Here is a 15,647-nt window from a genome sequence, read left to right on the forward strand (position 1 = left end):
GCCTGCTGTCGACGGGGCGGTCTGGGTACGTGTGACCGCCTACAGCCCCGCTCTACCCGCAGGAGCACCGTGGCAACTGGCCGAACTCACCGACCGGCGACCCGCAGCCGAGGGATTCCCGAGGCCACCGTCGCCCGGCTTCCGCTGTACCTCCGAGCCCTGACGGCGCTGTCGGAGCGCTCGGTGCCCACGGTTTCGTCCGAGGAGCTCGCGGCCGCGGCGGGGGTCAATTCCGCGAAGCTGCGCAAGGACTTCTCATACCTCGGGTCGTACGGGACCAGGGGTGTCGGTTACGACGTCGAGTATCTCGTCTACCAGATCTCCCGTGAGCTGGGGCTCACCCAGGACTGGCCGGTTGTGATCGTCGGTATCGGTAACCTCGGCGCCGCGCTCGCCAACTACGGCGGCTTCGCCTCCCGGGGATTCAGGGTTGCGGCCCTCATCGACGCCGATCCCGCGATGGCCGGAAAGCCCGTCGCCGGGATCCCGGTGCAGCACTCCGACGGCCTCGAGAAGATCATCCAGGACAACGGCGTGTCCATCGGTGTCATCGCCACCCCCGCCGGTGCCGCCCAGCCGGTCTGCGACCGGCTCGTGGCCGCCGGCGTCACCTCCATCCTGAACTTCGCGCCGACCGTGCTGACCGTTCCGGACGGCGTCGACGTCCGCAAGGTCGACCTCTCCATCGAGCTGCAGATCCTCGCCTTCCACGAGCAGCGCAAGGCCGGCGAGGAGGCCCACGCCGACGGTGCCGGACCGGCCGCCGCCACCCGCGAGTCCGACCGATCCACCGACCAGGGGCCCGACGGGGACGTACCCGCCGTGATGCCGGCATGAGTCTCCTCGTCGTGGGGCTGAGCCATCGCAGTGCCCCGGTCAGCGTCCTGGAGCGCGCGGCGCTGAGCGCGGACGCCCAGGTCAAGCTGCTGCAGGACACCGTCGCCGCCGAGCCCGCCACCGAGGCCGCGGTGCTCGCCACCTGCAACCGCATCGAGCTGTACGCCGACGTGGACAAGTTCCACGCCGGAGTCGCCGAGCTGTCCACGCTGCTCGCGCAGCACAGCGGGGTGGGGCTGGACGAGCTCACGCCCTATCTGTACGTGCACTACGAGGACCGGGCCGTCCATCATCTGTTCTCGGTGGCCTGTGGGCTCGACTCCATGGTCGTCGGGGAAGGGCAGATCCTCGGGCAGATCAAGGACTCCCTCGCCAAGGCGCAGGAGCTGCACAGCGCCGGACGGCTGCTGAACGACCTGTTCCAGCAGGCCCTGCGCGTCGGCAAGCGCGCACACTCCGAGACCGGCATCGACCGCGCCGGACAGTCCCTGGTCACCTTCGGCCTGGAGCAGCTGTCCTCCGGTGGGCCCGTCGAGGACTGGGCCCGCGGCAAGAAGGCCCTGGTCATCGGCGCCGGCTCGATGTCCTCCCTGGCCGCGGCCACGCTCGCGCGTGCCGGGGTCGCCGAGATCGTCGTCGCCAACCGGACCTTCGACCGGGCCGAGCGGCTCGCCGAGATCCTGAGTGCGGCCGACGGCACGGACGTGCTGGCCCGCGCGGTACCGATGGATTCGGTGCCGGTCGAGCTGACACGTGCCGACGTCGCCGTCTCCTGCACCGGTGCCACCGGGCTCGTCCTCACGGCCGAGCAGGTCGCGGCGGCGGTCGAGGGCCGTACCGGGCGGGCGGTCGCCTTCGCGGAGGGCGCGGGCGGCGGTCGTACGGTCGGCAAGGCACCGGCTGCCAGGACGAACGCCGACTCCACCGACGTACGACAGACCCCGCTGCCGCCCACCAGCGTAGGCAGCGACGAGGGCTGTCCGCTGGACCTGACCGCCGTGCAGGGAGGCTTCTCCGTGATGGGGGAGGCCGCCGTCGCCGGTATGGACGCGGCCACGCTGGAGCAGCACGCGGCCTGGGCCGCGGGCAGCGCCGTCGACCGGCGTGAGGCCGCCCGGCGCAGCCCCGAGGCCGACGCCGAGCTGATCACCGCGCTCGCCGCGACGGTGGCGACCGTCGGCCGGATCCCCGAGCGCCGCAAGCCCGAGCGCGTCGTCGAGGCGCCCCGCCCCGCGCCGGCCCTCGCCCTGCTCGACCTCGCCATGCCGCGCGACATCGACGCCGCCGTGCACCGGCTGGCCGGGGTGCGGCTGGTGGACATCGAGTCGCTGGCCGAGGCGTCCGCGGACGCTCCGATGGCGGCCGACGTCGACCAGGTCCGCCGTATCGTTTCCGACGAGGTCGCGGCCTTCGGGGCGGCGCAGCGGGCCGCGCACATCACGCCCACCGTCGTCGCGCTGCGCACGATGGCCGCCGATGTCGTGGCGAACGAGATCGCCCGGCTGGAGGGCCGCCTCCCGGGCCTCGACGACAAGCACCGCAGCGAGATCACGCAGACCGTGCGGCGGGTGGTCGACAAGCTGCTGCACGCGCCGACCGTCCGGGTCAAGCAGCTCGCGGCCGAGCCCGGCGGCGCCGGATACGCGGACGCGCTGCGGACCCTGTTCGACCTCGACCAGGAGACGGTGGCCTCCGTCTCGCGGGCCGAGGACAGCACCGACAAGAACCGAGGCCCACGATGACTCAGCAGCCACTACGGCTCGGCACCAGGCGCAGCAAGCTCGCCATGGCCCAGTCCGGGCAGGTCGCGGACGCCGTGCGCCAGGTGACCGGACGGCCCGTCGAACTCGTCGAGATCACCACGTACGGCGATGTCTCCCGCGAGTCCCTCGCGCAGATCGGCGGCACCGGCGTGTTCGTCACCGCCCTGCGCGACGCGCTGCTCAAGGGCGAGGTCGACTTCGCGGTGCACTCCCTGAAGGACCTGCCGACCGCGCAGCCCGAGGAACTGGTCCTGGCGGCCGTTCCCGAGCGGGAGGATCCGCGCGATGTGATCGTCGCGCGGGACGCCCTGAAGTTCACCGACCTGCCGCGCGGGGCGCGCATCGGTACGGGTTCGCCGCGCCGGATGGCGCAGCTGAACGCGTACGCGCGCAGCCATGGCCTGGATATCGAGACGGTTGCGATTCGCGGGAACGTGGATACGCGGATCCGGTTCGTGCGCGATGGTGAGCTGGATGCGGTGGTGCTTGCTGCGGCTGGGCTGCAGCGCATCGGCCGCATCGACGAAGTGACCGACTTCCTGTCGGTCGACACCGTTTTGCCCGCCCCCGGCCAGGGGGCCCTGGCGATCGAGTGCACCGCGGACAACGCGGACCTGATCGCCGCGCTCGGTGAGCTCGACGACCCGTTCACGCGGGTCGCCGTGACCGCCGAGCGATCACTGCTCGCCGCCCTGGAGGCCGGCTGCTCCGCCCCTGTGGGCGCGCTGGCCGACCTGCTGGCCGACGGGCAGATTGTCAAGGAAATGCGCCTGCGCGGCGTCGTCGGCACGACCGACGGCACGCGGATGGTGCAGCTGTCCACCACCGGTCCCGTGCCCGAGACGCACGACCAAGCGCTGGCGCTCGGTCGCGAACTCGCTACCGAGATGCTTGCCCAGGGCGCGGCCGGTCTGATGGGGGAGCGAGCACATTGAGCCCCACCACCCTTCCCGCCGGCCTTGAACACGGGCACGTCACCTTCCTCGGTGCCGGACCCGGGGATCCGGGGCTGCTGACTCTGCGCGCTGTCGAGGCGCTGGCGAACGCGGACGTCCTCGTCGCCGAGCACGAGGTGCTCGACGTCGTACGCCAGCACGCCAGATCCGGTGTCGCCGAAGTGCATACGGATACGGGTCCCGAGTCGGACCCCGTTCCGGGCACAGGCACGCCTCAGCTAGCGATTGTTGACGGCGCGTCAACAACCGCTGCGCTACCCGCGGTGCGGGATGCCGCACATCTTGTCATGGAGGCCGCGCGCAGCGGCAGGCGGGTCGTGCGTGCGGTGTCCGGGGATCCCGGGCTCGACGCGTACGCCGCCGAGGAGATGCTCGCGTGCGCCGCGGCGGGCGTGCCGTTCGAGGTCGTGCCCGGTGTGGCCGCGGCCGTGGGTGTGCCGGCGTATGCCGGGGTGCCCTTGCGGGACGCTCAGGGCGCGGACGTGCGGTTCGTGGACGCGCGGACGGCGTCCGACCGGTGCTGGACCGAGGTCGGGGCGTCGGACGGGACCGTTGTCGTCTCGACGACGCTCGACTCGGTGGGTGCGGCTGCCGGTGAGCTGGTGTCCGCGGGGCGCAAGCCCGATACGCCGATGACGGTGACGGTTGCCGGTACGACCACGCGTCAGCGGACGTGGACCGCCACGCTCGGGACCATCGCGCAGACGCTGAAGCAGGCCAAGGTGCTGCCCTCGCCGGAGGGCGGGCGGCCGGTGATAGCCGTGGTCGGTGAGCGTTCTGCCGCTGCTCAGCGTGATCAGCTGTCGTGGTTCGAGTCCAAGCCGCTCTTCGGGTGGCGGGTCCTGGTTCCGCGTACGAAGGAGCAGGCTGCTTCGCTCTCCGACCAGTTGCGGTCGTACGGGGCCGTGCCGCACGAGGTGCCGACGATCGCCGTCGAGCCGCCGCGGACGCCTCAGCAGATGGAGCGGGCGGTCAAGGGGCTCGTCACCGGGCGGTACGAGTGGATCGCGTTCACGTCGGTCAACGCAGTCAAGGCCGTGCGGGAGAAGTTCGAGGAGTACGGGCTTGATGCTCGGGCGTTCGCCGGGATCAAGGTCGCCGCGGTGGGGGAGCAGACCGCGAAGGCGTTGATCGCCTTTGGTGTGAAGCCGGATCTCGTGCCCAGTGGGGAGCAGTCGGCTGCGGGGCTGCTTGAGGACTGGCCGCCGTATGACCCCGTTTTCGATCCGATCGACCGGGTGTTCCTGCCTCGGGCGGACATCGCGACCGAGACCTTGGTGGCCGGGCTCATCGAGCTGGGCTGGGAGGTCGATGACGTCACGGCCTATCGGACCGTGCGGGCTTCGCCGCCGCCGGCCGAGACGCGGGAGGCGATCAAGGGGGGTGGCTTTGATGCCGTTCTCTTCACGTCGTCGTCCACTGTGCGGAATCTGGTGGGGATCGCCGGGAAGCCGCACAACGTGACGGTGATCGCCTGTATCGGTCCTGCTACCGCGAAGACCGCTGAGGAGCATGGGCTTCGGGTGGATGTGATGGCTCCGGAGCCGTCTGTGCACAAGTTGGCTGAGGCGTTGGCCGACTTTGGGATGCGGCGGCGGGCTGCTGCGGTGGAGGCCGGGGATCCGGTTACTCGGCCGAGTGAGCGGCGGCCGGGGGCTCGGCGTAGGCGGTCCACGACGTAGGTGGGGGGCGGTGGTGTTTCGCCCCCGCCGCCCCTACCCGTCCCACCCCCAGGGGCTCCGCCCCTTCGACCCCGCCAGGGGGCTGCCGCCCCCTGGGCCCCCGCTTCGGCCCTTCGGGCCTCGTCCTCAAACGCCGGACGGGCTGGAATGGCTGGACCGGCGCCGAGAGGTGAAGTCCTCTGCGGGTGGGTGGGATGTCGGGCGGGATGGCATGCCTGGGCCGGTGTTATGTCGTGACCGTGTGGCCGAAGCGGAGCAGGTTGGATGGGTCGTAGGTTGATTTGTCCTGGCGTAGGCGGTTGTAGACCTCGGGGGTCCAGGCTCGGGCGCGGTCGGAGGCGTCGCCTGGGGTGCCGTGGATGTTGACCATCGTGTAGCCCGTGCCGTACGGGGCCATTGCTGTGTGCAGCGCTCGGGTGGCCTGTTCTATGGCCTCGGCTGCCGGTGGTGCGGCCAGGACGCCGACCGTTTCCAGGAGGTAGTTCGCGTCCCGGGCGCAGATGGCGTCGTCCCGGCGGGCGGGGCGGGCGAGGGCGCCTCCCATGTGGCGGATCTCCACCAGGAGGAGGGGGCAGTCGGGGACCTCCGGGCCCACCTGGGTCAGGAAGGCGTCGATGGCGTCCGGGGTGAGGTCGCGTAGCAGGGCGCACGACTCGCGGGCGGGGAGCGGGTCCTGCGGTTCCATGTGGATGCGGTCCAGGGCCGCGTACGGCATCACTTCGATCGTGTCGACCGTTACCGGGGCCGCCGCGCGGATGGGGGCCAGCAGGCGCTCCCCTTCGGCCGGGTCTTCCGGCCAGGCGATCGCGACGCGGGCCCAGAAGCCGCCGCGCAGCGGCTCGGGGATCTCCGGGATGGGGGGCAGGCGCAGGAGGGTGAAGGCGCTGCACATCTCGTCGGGCAGGGTGCGGGTCCAGTCGGTCCAGGTACGCAGCACGGCCTCGGTGTGCTCGCCGGGGCAGTAGACGCCTCCGCCGAGGAGCGTGGGCAGGGGGAGCAGTTCGCAGACCATGGAGGTCACCACGCCTACGTTGCCCTTGCCGCCGCGCAGCGCCCAGAACAGTTCCGGCTCGTGGTCGGGATCGCTCTCGCGGAGTGTGCCGTCGGGCGTGACGACCTGGAAGGAGCGGACCAGGTCGGCCGCGTAGCCGTAGGCCCGGCCCATGACCGGGAGTCCGCCGCCGAGTGTGTAACCGACCGCGCCCGCGTCCGTGGACGTGCCGCAGAGCGCGGCGAGGCCGTGCGGTGCGGCCGCCTCCAGGACGTGCCGCCATTTCGCTCCGGCCCCGATGGTCGCGAGGCGCTCCGCCGGATTGATGCGTACGTCGGTCATGCGGGCCGTGCTGATCAGCAGGCCGTGGTCGATGGGGAAGTTCGCGCCGTGGCCGGTCGACTGGACGGCGACAGGGGTGCCCGTGGCTGACGCCCAGCGCAGCGCCGTCACGACGTCGTCGACGCCCGTCGCGCCCACCACCACGTCGGGGGTGTGCAGCGCGGCCAGGTTGAAGCCGGTGACCTCGTCGGCGTAGCCGTCGTCGCCGGGGCGCAGGACCGGGCCGTGGATCTCGGAGAGGGCGAAGAGGTCGGGGGTGTTGAGGTGGTGGGCGGCAGTCATCGCGTCCTCCGCGGTGGATACGTACGGTACGGAGGGACGGCGGCGGCGAGGCGGGGCGGACGGGCCCGTCGGGGCCGTCGGGGTCCTTGCGTTCGGGGGCTGGCTCGGGAAGGCGTTGGCCTTCCGGGCCCTTTCTTCAGGATGGACCCGTGGGGTGGGGGCCGCATGCGGGCCGCCGTGGCCGTGCAGGATCGCCGCAGCAGTGCAGGATCGCCGCGGCAGTGCAGGACCGTCCGGGCCGTCGTCGGCTGTCCCCGGCCTCCTGGGCGTCTCGGTCGTCCCGGCCGTCTCGGTCGTCTCGGTCGTCTCGGCCGTCTCGGTCGTCTCGGTCGTCTCGGCCGTCTCGGCGGTCCCGGCCGGTCCCGGCGGTCCCCGACCTCCCGGCGTGCCCGGCCTCCCGGCGGTCCTGTAGTCCCCAGCGTCCCGGCAGTCTCCGTCGTCTCGGTGGCCCTGGCGGTCCCGGCGGTCCCCGACCTCCCGGGGGTCTCGGTGGCCTCCCGGCGTCCCCGGCCTCCCGGCGGTCCTGTAGTCCCCAGCGTCCCGGCAGTCTCCGTCGTCTCGGCCGCCCTGGCCGTCCCGGCGGTCCCGGTGGGCCCAGCCTTCCGGCGGTCTCGGTGGCCCTGGCGGTGCCAGGCTTCCCGGGGGTCCCGGGCACCCCGGTGGTTTCCAGCGTCCCGACAGTCTTCGGCCTCCCGGGGGTCCCGGCAGTCCTCAGTGTCCCGGTGGTCCCCGGCCTCCCGGACGTCCCGAGCGTCCCGATCGTTTCCAGCGTCCCGGCGATCCCGGGCCTCCCCAGTGTCCCGGCGCTCCCCAATGTCCCAGCGGTCGCCAATGTCCCGGCAGTCCCCGGCCTCCCGGCAGTCCCCAGCCTCCCGGCAGTCCCCGGCCTCCCGGCAGTCCCCAGCCTCCCGGCAGTCCCCAGCCTCCCGGCAGTCCGCGGCCTCCCGTGTGTCCAGGCGGTCCCGGGCCTCCCGGCCGTCCCGACGTGCCGTCGGCAAAGGTGCTGTCGGGGCGGGCGTAGCGTAGGTGGCATGACGACGTACGGATCTTTTCCCGGCACGCGGCCGCGGCGTCTGCGGACCAGCCCCGTCATGCGGCGCATGGTCGCCGAGACCAGGCTGCACCCCGCCGACTTCATCCTCCCGGCCTTCGTGCGCGAGGGCGTCAGCGAGCCGGTGCCGATCGCCGCCATGCCGGGCGTGGTCCAGCACACGCGGGACAGTCTGAAGAAGGCCGCGGCGGAGGCGGTGGAGGCCGGCGTCTCCGGGATCATGCTCTTCGGGGTGCCTCAGGACGAGAAGAAGGACGCCCTGGGGACGCCCGGTACCGATCCGGACGGGATTCTGCAGGTCGCCATCCGGGATGTGCGGGCCGAGGTGGGGGACGAGTTGCTCGTCATGTCCGACCTGTGCCTCGACGAGACCACAGATCACGGGCATTGCGGGGTGCTGGACGCCGAAGGGCGCGTCGACAACGACGCCACCCTGGAGCGGTACGCCGAGATGGCTCAGGTGCAGGCCGACGCGGGCGCGCATGTCGTGGGGCCCAGCGGGATGATGGACGGGCAGATCGGGGTCGTCCGGGACGCCCTTGACCAGATCGGGCGGGAAGACGTCGCCATCCTCGCGTACACCGCCAAGTACGCCTCAGCCTTCTACGGGCCCTTCCGGGAGGCCGTCGCCTCGTCGCTGGAGGGTGACCGCAAGACGTATCAGCAGGATCCGGCGAATGCGCGGGAGTCGCTGCGCGAGCTCGCCCTCGACCTGGAGGAGGGCGCCGACATGGTGATGGTCAAGCCGGCCGGGCCCTACCTCGACATCCTGGCGCGGGTCGCCGACGCGGTGGACGTGCCGGTCGCGGCCTATCAGATCTCCGGGGAGTACTCGATGGTCGAGGCCGCCGCGGAGAAGGGCTGGATCGACCGGGACCGGGCCATCCTGGAGACGCTGACCGGGATCAAGCGCGCGGGGGCACGGAACATCCTGACGTACTGGGCGGTCGAGGCCGCACGCCGACTGGTCTGACGCCGCTCTCGCGGGCGGCCGCCGGGCTACGGTTCCGGCTCGTTCCGGCATCGGAACGATCAAGGGCTGACATCGGTACGTGCTCGGTTCGGCAACGGCCGGAACTCGGTCCGGGGAACGTCCGGTGGCCGACCCGGGAGGCCGTGGGGATCACGTGGCGCTCTTCGGCTGTTCTGTCCTGAAATCGACGGCCGACGGCCGGGCCGGTTCGGGGAATTGGGTGCTGCCCGGCTCCATGAGCTGCGTGAACAAAGTGAATTGACGAGTTCTCGTCATTATCTCTACGTTCTGCGCCTGGCCTGATCCGTTCCGGAGGGTCCTACGTTCGATCCCTGGGGGGATGCAATGAGCTGGTTCATCGAGGCGCTCAAGAAGTACGCGGTCTTCAGCGGGCGTGCGCGCCGCAAGGAATACTGGATGTACATGCTGTTCAACACCATCCTGTACATCGTGTTCGCCGGCGTCGGCTTCGCCATCGACTTCCCGGCCCTCGCGGGCATCTTCGTGGTCGCGACCCTGCTGCCCAGCCTGGGCGTCAGCATCCGCCGACTGCACGACACGGGCCGCTCCGGCTGGTGGATCCTCATCTCGGTGGTCCCGCTCGTCGGCTTCATCGTCATGCTGGTCTTCACGTGCTCGGACAGCCAGGCGGGCGAGAACCAGTACGGCCCGAACCCGAAGGAGGTCCCGGCGTTCGCGTAATGCCGTACGCCGCGTGACCCGTGCTTCACGGCCTGGAGGCCGCCCGGATGTCGTCCGGGCGGCCTTTCGCCTTTCCGGGGTCCTGGTGGGCGGCGCCCCGTTCGTGGACGCTGGACGGACCCTCGTCGCGCAGGCCCTCGCCGTCCTCGCACGCGGTGAGCGTCAGCGAGGCGATCGCCACCAGCGTGGCGGCCAGCAGCCGGGCGCGGGGGTGACGGGTGGGCGGTGCTGACGTGGACATGGGGTGGCCCTCTCCGTGGGTGGGGGTTGGGGGGTGGGGGTCGGGGGCGGGGTTCAGCCTGCGTGATCATCCGTCCCGGGCGCCACCTTCGGCCGGGAATTTGGGACGCCTGAGTGGTGGGACCCGTGCTGACCTGCGGGGATGGTGCGTCCCGCAGGGTCGGCGTGGGACGCCTGAGGCACGGAGAGTTCGGCGGCGGGCGTCGTCGGCGGCGGTGTGAGGTCCGTATCCCGGAAACCTGCTTGTAGGTGGCATGTAGTTCTCTAGGCTGCCCGGCACGAGCCGTCACCCGTCACCTGCCGTCACTCGCCCCGTGCCCTCGCCGCCGAAGGAGCCGTGTCATGACCGTCATCCAGCCCGCGCCCCACCCCGCCCCAGCCGGCGTGCCGCCGCTCGCCGCGCGGGCCCGGTCGGCCGGTGGCTCGCCCGTGCGGGACATCCTCGCCGTCACCGCCCGCCCCGAGGTCATCAACTTCGCGGGCGGGCTGCCGGCGCCGGAGCTGTTCGACCGGGAGGGCATCGCGGCCGCCTTCCGTGACGTACTCGCCGAGACGCCGGCACAGGCGCTGCAGTACTCCACGACGGAGGGCGAGCCCAGCCTGCGTACCGGGCTCGCCGCCCGCATCTCGGCACGCGGCCTCGCGACCGACGCCGACGACCTGCTCATCACCACCGGCTCCCAGCAGGGCCTGTCCCTCCTGGCCACCGCGCTGCTGGACCCCGGCGACACGGTCCTCGTCGAAGACCCCTGTTATCTGGCGGCACTTCAGGCCTTCGGCTTCGCGGGAGCGCGGGTCGTCGCCGTGCCCGGGGACGCGCACGGGGTGGATCCGGGGGCGCTGGAGGAGCTGGTCGCGCGAGAGCGGCCGAAGCTCTTCTACACCGTGCCCACCTTCCAGAACCCGACCGGCAGAACCCTGCCCGCCGAGCGCAGGGCGGCCGTCGCGGAGGTCGCCGCGCGCCGCGGGCTGTGGATCGTCGAGGACGATCCGTACGGCGAACTCCGCTACGAGGGCGAGCGCGTGCCCTGGATCGCCTCCTGCCCGGGCGCCGAGGACCGTACCGTGCTGCTCGGCTCCTTCTCCAAGGTGATGGCGCCGGGCGTGCGGCTGGGCTGGCTGCGCGCGCCCGCTGCCCTGCGGCGCGCGTGCGTCGTTGCCAAACAGGCCGCCGACCTGCACACCCCGACCGTCAACCAACTCGCCGCCGCCCGCTACCTCACCCGCCTCGACGCACACGTGGCCCGCGTCAGGGACGCCTACCGCGAACGCCGCGACGCCATGCTGGCGGGCCTGCCCGGCGCCCTCCCCAAGGGCTCCACCTGGAACCGTCCCGAAGGCGGCATGTTCCTCTGGGCCCGCCTGCCGGAGTCGTACGACACGACGGCCCTGTTGCCGACAGTGGTGCGGCAGGACGTGGCGTACGTCCCCGGCGCGCCCTTCTACGCCGGTGAGCCCGACCGGTCGACGCTGCGGCTGTGCTTCGTGACGCAGACGCCGGAGGAGATCGGGGAGGGGCTGAGGCGGCTGGGGAAGGGGCTGCGGTCCTAGGGCCAAAGGCTCAGGACAGGTCCGGCTGCGGACCGCAGACGGGCCGGGGCGCCTGTTCCTAAGGTGACGCCATGTCCGACACCATGCGGTTCGAACTCGACGCGTATCTCCGGCGGATCGGCTGGGAGGGGGAGCGGCGGGCCGACACGGCGACGCTGCGGGGAGTGCACCTGGCGCACATGCGGGCCATTCCCTTCGAGAACCTGGACGCCCTGCGGCGTACGGCCCCGTCCCTCGACCCGGCCGATCTGATGGCCAAGCTGGTGCACAGCCGGCGCGGCGGCTACTGCTACGAGCACAACACGCTGTTCGCGTGCGCGCTGGAGGCGCTGGGCTTCACGGTGACACGACTGGCCGCGCGCGTCGTCGTGGGCGCGGACCGCATCGAGAGCCGCCCGCGCACCCACATGGCGCTGCTCGTCGAGGCCCCCGGCGATCCGCAGCCGTATCTCACGGACGTCGGTTTCGGCGCGATCGGCGCACTGCTGGAGCCGGTGCCGCTGACCGCCGGTGTCGAGTTCCGGGACGCGGAGCGCCGGCACCGGCTCGCCCACGCGCCGCACGACGGGCCGCTGCAGCTGTGGCTGCTCCAGGCCCAGGACCAGGTGAAGGGTGACTGGACGGACCAGTACGCGTTCACAGTGGAGCCGTTCGAGAAGCCCGACTTCGAGGTCATCAACTGGCACATCGGGACCAATCCGCGCTCGCCCTTCACCCAGCGCGTCTACGTCCAGCGGGTCACCGCCGAACGGCACCTCCTCCTGAACGGCCGACTCCTGACGGAGACGCGCGCGGACGGGACGGTCGTCGAGCGCGAGGTGACCGAGGAGGCGGAGGCGCGGCGGCTGTTGGACGAGGAATTCGGGATCGACGTGCCGGAGGGGACGCGGCTGCTGCCGCAGTGACGGAGCCCGCTCAGTCCCACCAGAAGTACCAGGCAGGCTGGTTGAGAAGCTGGTGTTCGGCGTACGCGGTGAGCGTCTGGTCGTTGCCCTGCCAGATGTTGTCCGGGCAGAACGCGAAGTGCTCGGCTGCCAGGGCCTGCGCCTCGGCAAGGGTGGTGGGCGGCGCGGCGACGGACACCAGCAGGGTGTCGAGGCCGAGGGACACGACCCGTATGCCGAACCGGTCCTCCCAGGAGCGGAGCACCGCGGACAGCCGGCCGGTGTCGTTCTCGTGGTTCGCCGGACCCGTCCAGCCGATCGCCGTGGGGATGTCGGCGCTGCGGCGGGCCGGGACGAGGGCGAGACGGGGCTCCTCGAGGGGGCCACGGCCGTCGAGGAGGGAGTCCACGATGTCGGAGGCGGCGGACTCGGGGGCCGGGGCCGCGACTTCAGAGCCTGTCGCCGCGTCTTCAGAGGCTTTCACGGCCTCTTCGGGGTCTGTGGCGGCGCCTGTGCGCTCAATGTCGACCAGACCGGGCCAGTCCGCGTCCTCCTCCGCGCACTCGTCCCAGAACTCCTCCAGCACCTCCTCCGGGTCGTGATCGCCGGGGTACGACATCTCCGCGGGCATCAACTCCCACAGCTCCGGCCCGCCATGACCGGCGCCGACGTCGAGGACGACCGGGAGCAGACCTGCCGTCGGTGCCGTCCGCCGCAGCGCGGCCCAGTCGCCGGGAGCCGCCCGGTCGTCCGCCAGCCACAGCAGCGGCTCGTGCCACGGACCGTCGGCGGTCACGTCGACCAGGCCCCCGGGCGGGAGGTGCAGACCGAGGGACGCGAGCCTTGGCAGAGGGTTCGGAAGTGTCGCCATGTCGGTGAACTGTAGGCGGCGGCACTGACAATGAGCCGCGCCCTCAGCCGGTCACATGGGCGTCGAAGCAGTCCCCCTCGCCGCCCGCCGCAGGCCGGAAGCAGGCCCGGACGACGGTTCCGGGGGGAGCCGCCGTCATGGGCGTGTACACGTAGGAGTCCGCGTCGACGGCGTTCTGGACCTCCGCGCTGCGGGCGACACCCGCACGGCCGTCACGACCACCCGCCGTCACGTCGATCCGGTCCCCGACGCGCGTGCCCCACATCCGGGCCCAACTCGCCCCGCACTCCGCGCTGTAACGCAGCTCCATCCAGGCTCCGGAAGCGGTGCGCAGCGAGGCCAGGGTCGCCGGTGCGGTGTCGCACTTCATGTGCATCGGGCTCTTGCCCTCACAGACCGCTCCCCGGCAGCCGGGACCGGTCGCCGACGGGGGCGGGGGCAACGACGAACGCGGTTCGCCGCCCGGGTACGGCAACAGCAGAGCCGCTGTAGCCACGCCCCCGACGACCACGGCACACACCGAGACGAGCACCGCCACGGCCGCCGCACTGCGGTGAACGGCACCGTCGGCGGCGGTGCCGCCGGAGTACGTGGCTTCCTGCGATGACGGTGACGAAGGCGGAAGAGGAGGCGGGGGCGGGGCCGAGGAGCGCGGACCTTCCTTCGCTCGCCCGCTCCACTGCGACTCCACGATCTCCCACAGGGCCAGACAGCGCCCCTGAGGCTCTCCGGCGAGACGGCACAGCTCCTGCACCGCGTCGCGCGGAGGGAGCGTCCGGCCGCCCAGGTAGCGGTCCCAGGACGACTTGCTGAACGCGGTCTTCGCCGCGAGGCCGGCCAGGCTCAGACCGGTGCGTTCCTTCAACTCCCGTAACGCGGCCGCCAGTCGGGCCCGTTCCGGCGACGGCGCCGTCATCGCCGTAGGGCCTTCCAGGTGTGCGGTCCGATGACGCCGTCCACCACCAGCCCCGCCCGCTTCTGCGCCTCCTTGACCGCGCGCTCCGTCACCGGACCGAAGATCCCGTCGATACCGCCCGGCGAGATGCCCGCCCGGCGCAGCAGACACTGCGCCTCCGCCACCTCAGGACCCGCGTGGCCGTCCCCCAGGACGGCGTCCTGGGTGCGGCTGTGGCCCGCGTACCAGCGGCCGTCGATCCGCTCGACACGGCAGGTGTACGCGGGTGCCGACCGCGTGGCCGACGCGGACGCCGACGTGGCGGACACGGTGACGGGAGCCGCCGACCGTTCTGTCTCCTCGTCGTCCAGCCGTACGACGAGGAGGACCGCCGTGGAGACGGCCAGCACCAGCGCCACGGACCCTGCCACCAGCGCGACCCGCAGCGAACGCCGGGGCGACCGGGTGCCGGTGGTCTCGGCGGAGAGGTGCTGCGCCTGCGCTGTCGTCACTTCCGCCGCGGGCGCCTGCGCTTCGGCCGCGTCCGCCCGTCCGTTCCCCCACGCCTCCGCGGCCACCTCGTGCAGCGCCAGCAACCGGGTCGGATCCTCACCGCCGATCCGGGCCAGCGCCTCGACGGCCTCCCGGGGCGGCAGCGACCGGCCACCCAGATACCGTTCCCACGACTTCGGGCTGTACCCCGTCCGCGCCGCCAGCGGCCGCAGGCTCAGCCCGCTGTGATCCTTCAGGCGGCGCAGCCGCACCACCAACTGCCGTACGCGCGGATCCAGTTCCGCGGGCAGCACTGCCCAACGCGACATGTTCCCCCCACTCGCGTTCATGGTCCGGGCCCGCGGTCCGTGGTCAGCGGCCCTCGTGCCCCGTCGCATTCTGCATCAGCATCCACGGCCCGCACCGGCGGCGGGTTCCCGCACCGGTACGGAATCGGCCAACGCCCGCCCCGGGCGTCCCGTCGTGACGTCCCGGTCGACGGTGTCCCCGCAGGTCAGAGGGCGGGACGTCCCGCGACGACGTCACTTACGCGGCAACTGTGGCAACCCTCGCCGTGCGCCCCGCACTGTCGTGTCGTCAGCCGGCGGCACATCAGGTGCCGCCCCACGACCCGAGGGGAAAGCATGCGACCGAACGTGTTGACGAGGACCGTCGTCAGCCTCACCACCGTCGTCGGGCTCGCCGCCGGAACGGTGGCGGCCGCGGGTACCGGCTTCGCGGCGTCCCAGCCGGCCGCCGAGCCGGCGGTGAGCTCCCAGAGCATCACCGTCCAGGCGGTGCAGAACTTTGGCCTGAGCAGCCAGCAGGCCAAGAACGTCCAGTGCTTCCTGAAGCAGGACGACACCGCCAAGTACCGGGACTCCATCGACGGCAAGCTGGGCACGAACAGCTGGAAGGCGTTCCAGCGCTTCTTCAAGAAGTACTGGGACTACAACGACACCATCGACGGCGACCCCGGCCCCAACACGGTCATGTCGCTGCAGCGCATGCTGAAGCACGGCTGGGACTACCGCGACAGGATCGACGGGGACCCGGGGCCGAACACCCGCGCCGCGTTCAAGCGCTTCGCCAACGACATGAGCGTCTTCCACCCCTGCTGAGCCGGACCGGGCGG

Annotated in this window: 15 protein-coding genes; 10 read left to right on the forward strand and 5 right to left on the reverse strand. The window is 72.0% G+C overall.

Translation table 11 applies throughout. The features are described 5' to 3' along the window. Window positions 1-69: 69 nt before the first annotated feature. The 4 genes from ACIREI_RS29030 to ACIREI_RS29045 are packed head-to-tail and all read left to right on the forward strand — an operon-like array spanning window position 70 to window position 5,238. Window positions 70-837 (forward strand): redox-sensing transcriptional repressor Rex, encoded by a 768-nt coding sequence (locus ACIREI_RS29030; RefSeq protein WP_403338808.1) that lies wholly within the window; start codon window positions 70-72, stop codon window positions 835-837. Then, complete coding sequence (locus ACIREI_RS29035; protein ID WP_403338811.1) at window positions 834-2,579, forward strand: glutamyl-tRNA reductase; 1,746 nt, start codon at window positions 834-836, stop codon at window positions 2,577-2,579. The genes ACIREI_RS29030 and ACIREI_RS29035 overlap by 4 nt, the downstream gene beginning before the upstream one ends. Continuing rightward, entirely contained in the window at window positions 2,576-3,535 is a 960-nt protein-coding gene (gene hemC, locus ACIREI_RS29040) for a hydroxymethylbilane synthase (protein WP_403338813.1), read from the forward strand. Before ACIREI_RS29035 ends, hemC begins: the two co-directional genes overlap by 4 nt. Then, window positions 3,532-5,238, forward strand: a complete 1,707-nt coding sequence (locus ACIREI_RS29045) for a uroporphyrinogen-III synthase (RefSeq protein ID WP_403338816.1) — start codon at window positions 3,532-3,534, stop codon at window positions 5,236-5,238. Before hemC ends, ACIREI_RS29045 begins: the two co-directional genes overlap by 4 nt. Before the next feature lie 226 nt (window positions 5,239-5,464). Here ACIREI_RS29045 and ACIREI_RS29050 read toward each other — a convergent pair whose 3' ends face one another. Then, window positions 5,465-6,853: an FAD-binding oxidoreductase gene (locus ACIREI_RS29050; protein ID WP_403338819.1), complete on the reverse strand. Its 1,389-nt coding sequence runs from the start codon at window positions 6,851-6,853 to the stop codon at window positions 5,465-5,467. Window positions 6,854-7,055: 202 nt separating this feature from the next. Between ACIREI_RS29050 and ACIREI_RS29055 the strand changes: the two genes are divergently transcribed. From ACIREI_RS29055 to ACIREI_RS29065, 3 genes are all read left to right on the forward strand, one after another. Continuing rightward, entirely contained in the window at window positions 7,056-7,265 is a 210-nt protein-coding gene (locus ACIREI_RS29055; protein ID WP_403338822.1) for a hypothetical protein, read from the forward strand. A 619-nt stretch (window positions 7,266-7,884) separates the two neighbouring features. Continuing rightward, complete coding sequence (gene hemB, locus ACIREI_RS29060) at window positions 7,885-8,877, forward strand: porphobilinogen synthase (RefSeq protein WP_403338825.1); 993 nt, start codon at window positions 7,885-7,887, stop codon at window positions 8,875-8,877. 345 nt (window positions 8,878-9,222) lie between these two features. Further along, the gene (locus tag ACIREI_RS29065; RefSeq protein WP_403338828.1) at window positions 9,223-9,579 is read left to right on the forward strand and encodes a DUF805 domain-containing protein; all 357 of its coding nucleotides are present in this window, start codon (window positions 9,223-9,225) and stop codon (window positions 9,577-9,579) included. Window positions 9,580-9,604: 25 nt separating this feature from the next. Here the strand turns inward: ACIREI_RS29065 and ACIREI_RS29070 are convergent, their stop codons facing one another. Further along, the gene (locus ACIREI_RS29070) at window positions 9,605-9,820 is read right to left on the reverse strand and encodes a hypothetical protein (RefSeq protein WP_403338831.1); all 216 of its coding nucleotides are present in this window, start codon (window positions 9,818-9,820) and stop codon (window positions 9,605-9,607) included. 341 nt (window positions 9,821-10,161) lie between these two features. On the opposite strand from ACIREI_RS29070, the gene ACIREI_RS29075 reads away from it, so the two are divergent. Together ACIREI_RS29075 and ACIREI_RS29080 are read left to right on the forward strand one after the other, a co-directional pair. Next, window positions 10,162-11,370: a PLP-dependent aminotransferase family protein gene (locus ACIREI_RS29075; protein WP_403338834.1), complete on the forward strand. Its 1,209-nt coding sequence runs from the start codon at window positions 10,162-10,164 to the stop codon at window positions 11,368-11,370. Window positions 11,371-11,441: 71 nt separating this feature from the next. Beyond that, complete coding sequence (locus ACIREI_RS29080; protein WP_403338836.1) at window positions 11,442-12,275, forward strand: arylamine N-acetyltransferase; 834 nt, start codon at window positions 11,442-11,444, stop codon at window positions 12,273-12,275. Window positions 12,276-12,285: 10 nt separating this feature from the next. Here the strand turns inward: ACIREI_RS29080 and ACIREI_RS29085 are convergent, their stop codons facing one another. Genes ACIREI_RS29085 through ACIREI_RS29095 form a run of 3 tightly spaced genes read right to left on the reverse strand, consistent with a single transcriptional unit; the run spans window position 12,286 to window position 14,841 of the window. After that, window positions 12,286-13,125, reverse strand: coding sequence for a DUF4253 domain-containing protein (locus ACIREI_RS29085; protein ID WP_403338839.1), 840 nt, complete (start codon window positions 13,123-13,125; stop codon window positions 12,286-12,288). Between the two features lie 43 nt (window positions 13,126-13,168). Beyond that, window positions 13,169-14,041: a DUF2690 domain-containing protein gene (locus ACIREI_RS29090; RefSeq protein WP_403338841.1), complete on the reverse strand. Its 873-nt coding sequence runs from the start codon at window positions 14,039-14,041 to the stop codon at window positions 13,169-13,171. Next, window positions 14,038-14,841, reverse strand: coding sequence for a peptidoglycan-binding protein (locus ACIREI_RS29095; protein ID WP_403338844.1), 804 nt, complete (start codon window positions 14,839-14,841; stop codon window positions 14,038-14,040). The genes ACIREI_RS29090 and ACIREI_RS29095 overlap by 4 nt, the downstream gene beginning before the upstream one ends. 315 nt (window positions 14,842-15,156) lie before the next feature. On the opposite strand from ACIREI_RS29095, the gene ACIREI_RS29100 reads away from it, so the two are divergent. Next, the gene (locus ACIREI_RS29100) at window positions 15,157-15,633 is read left to right on the forward strand and encodes a peptidoglycan-binding protein (protein ID WP_403338846.1); all 477 of its coding nucleotides are present in this window, start codon (window positions 15,157-15,159) and stop codon (window positions 15,631-15,633) included. Window positions 15,634-15,647 lie beyond the last annotated feature (14 nt).

This window comes from Streptomyces sp. NPDC093591 (assembly GCF_044764885.1).
Taxonomy (GTDB): domain Bacteria; phylum Actinomycetota; class Actinomycetes; order Streptomycetales; family Streptomycetaceae; genus Streptomyces.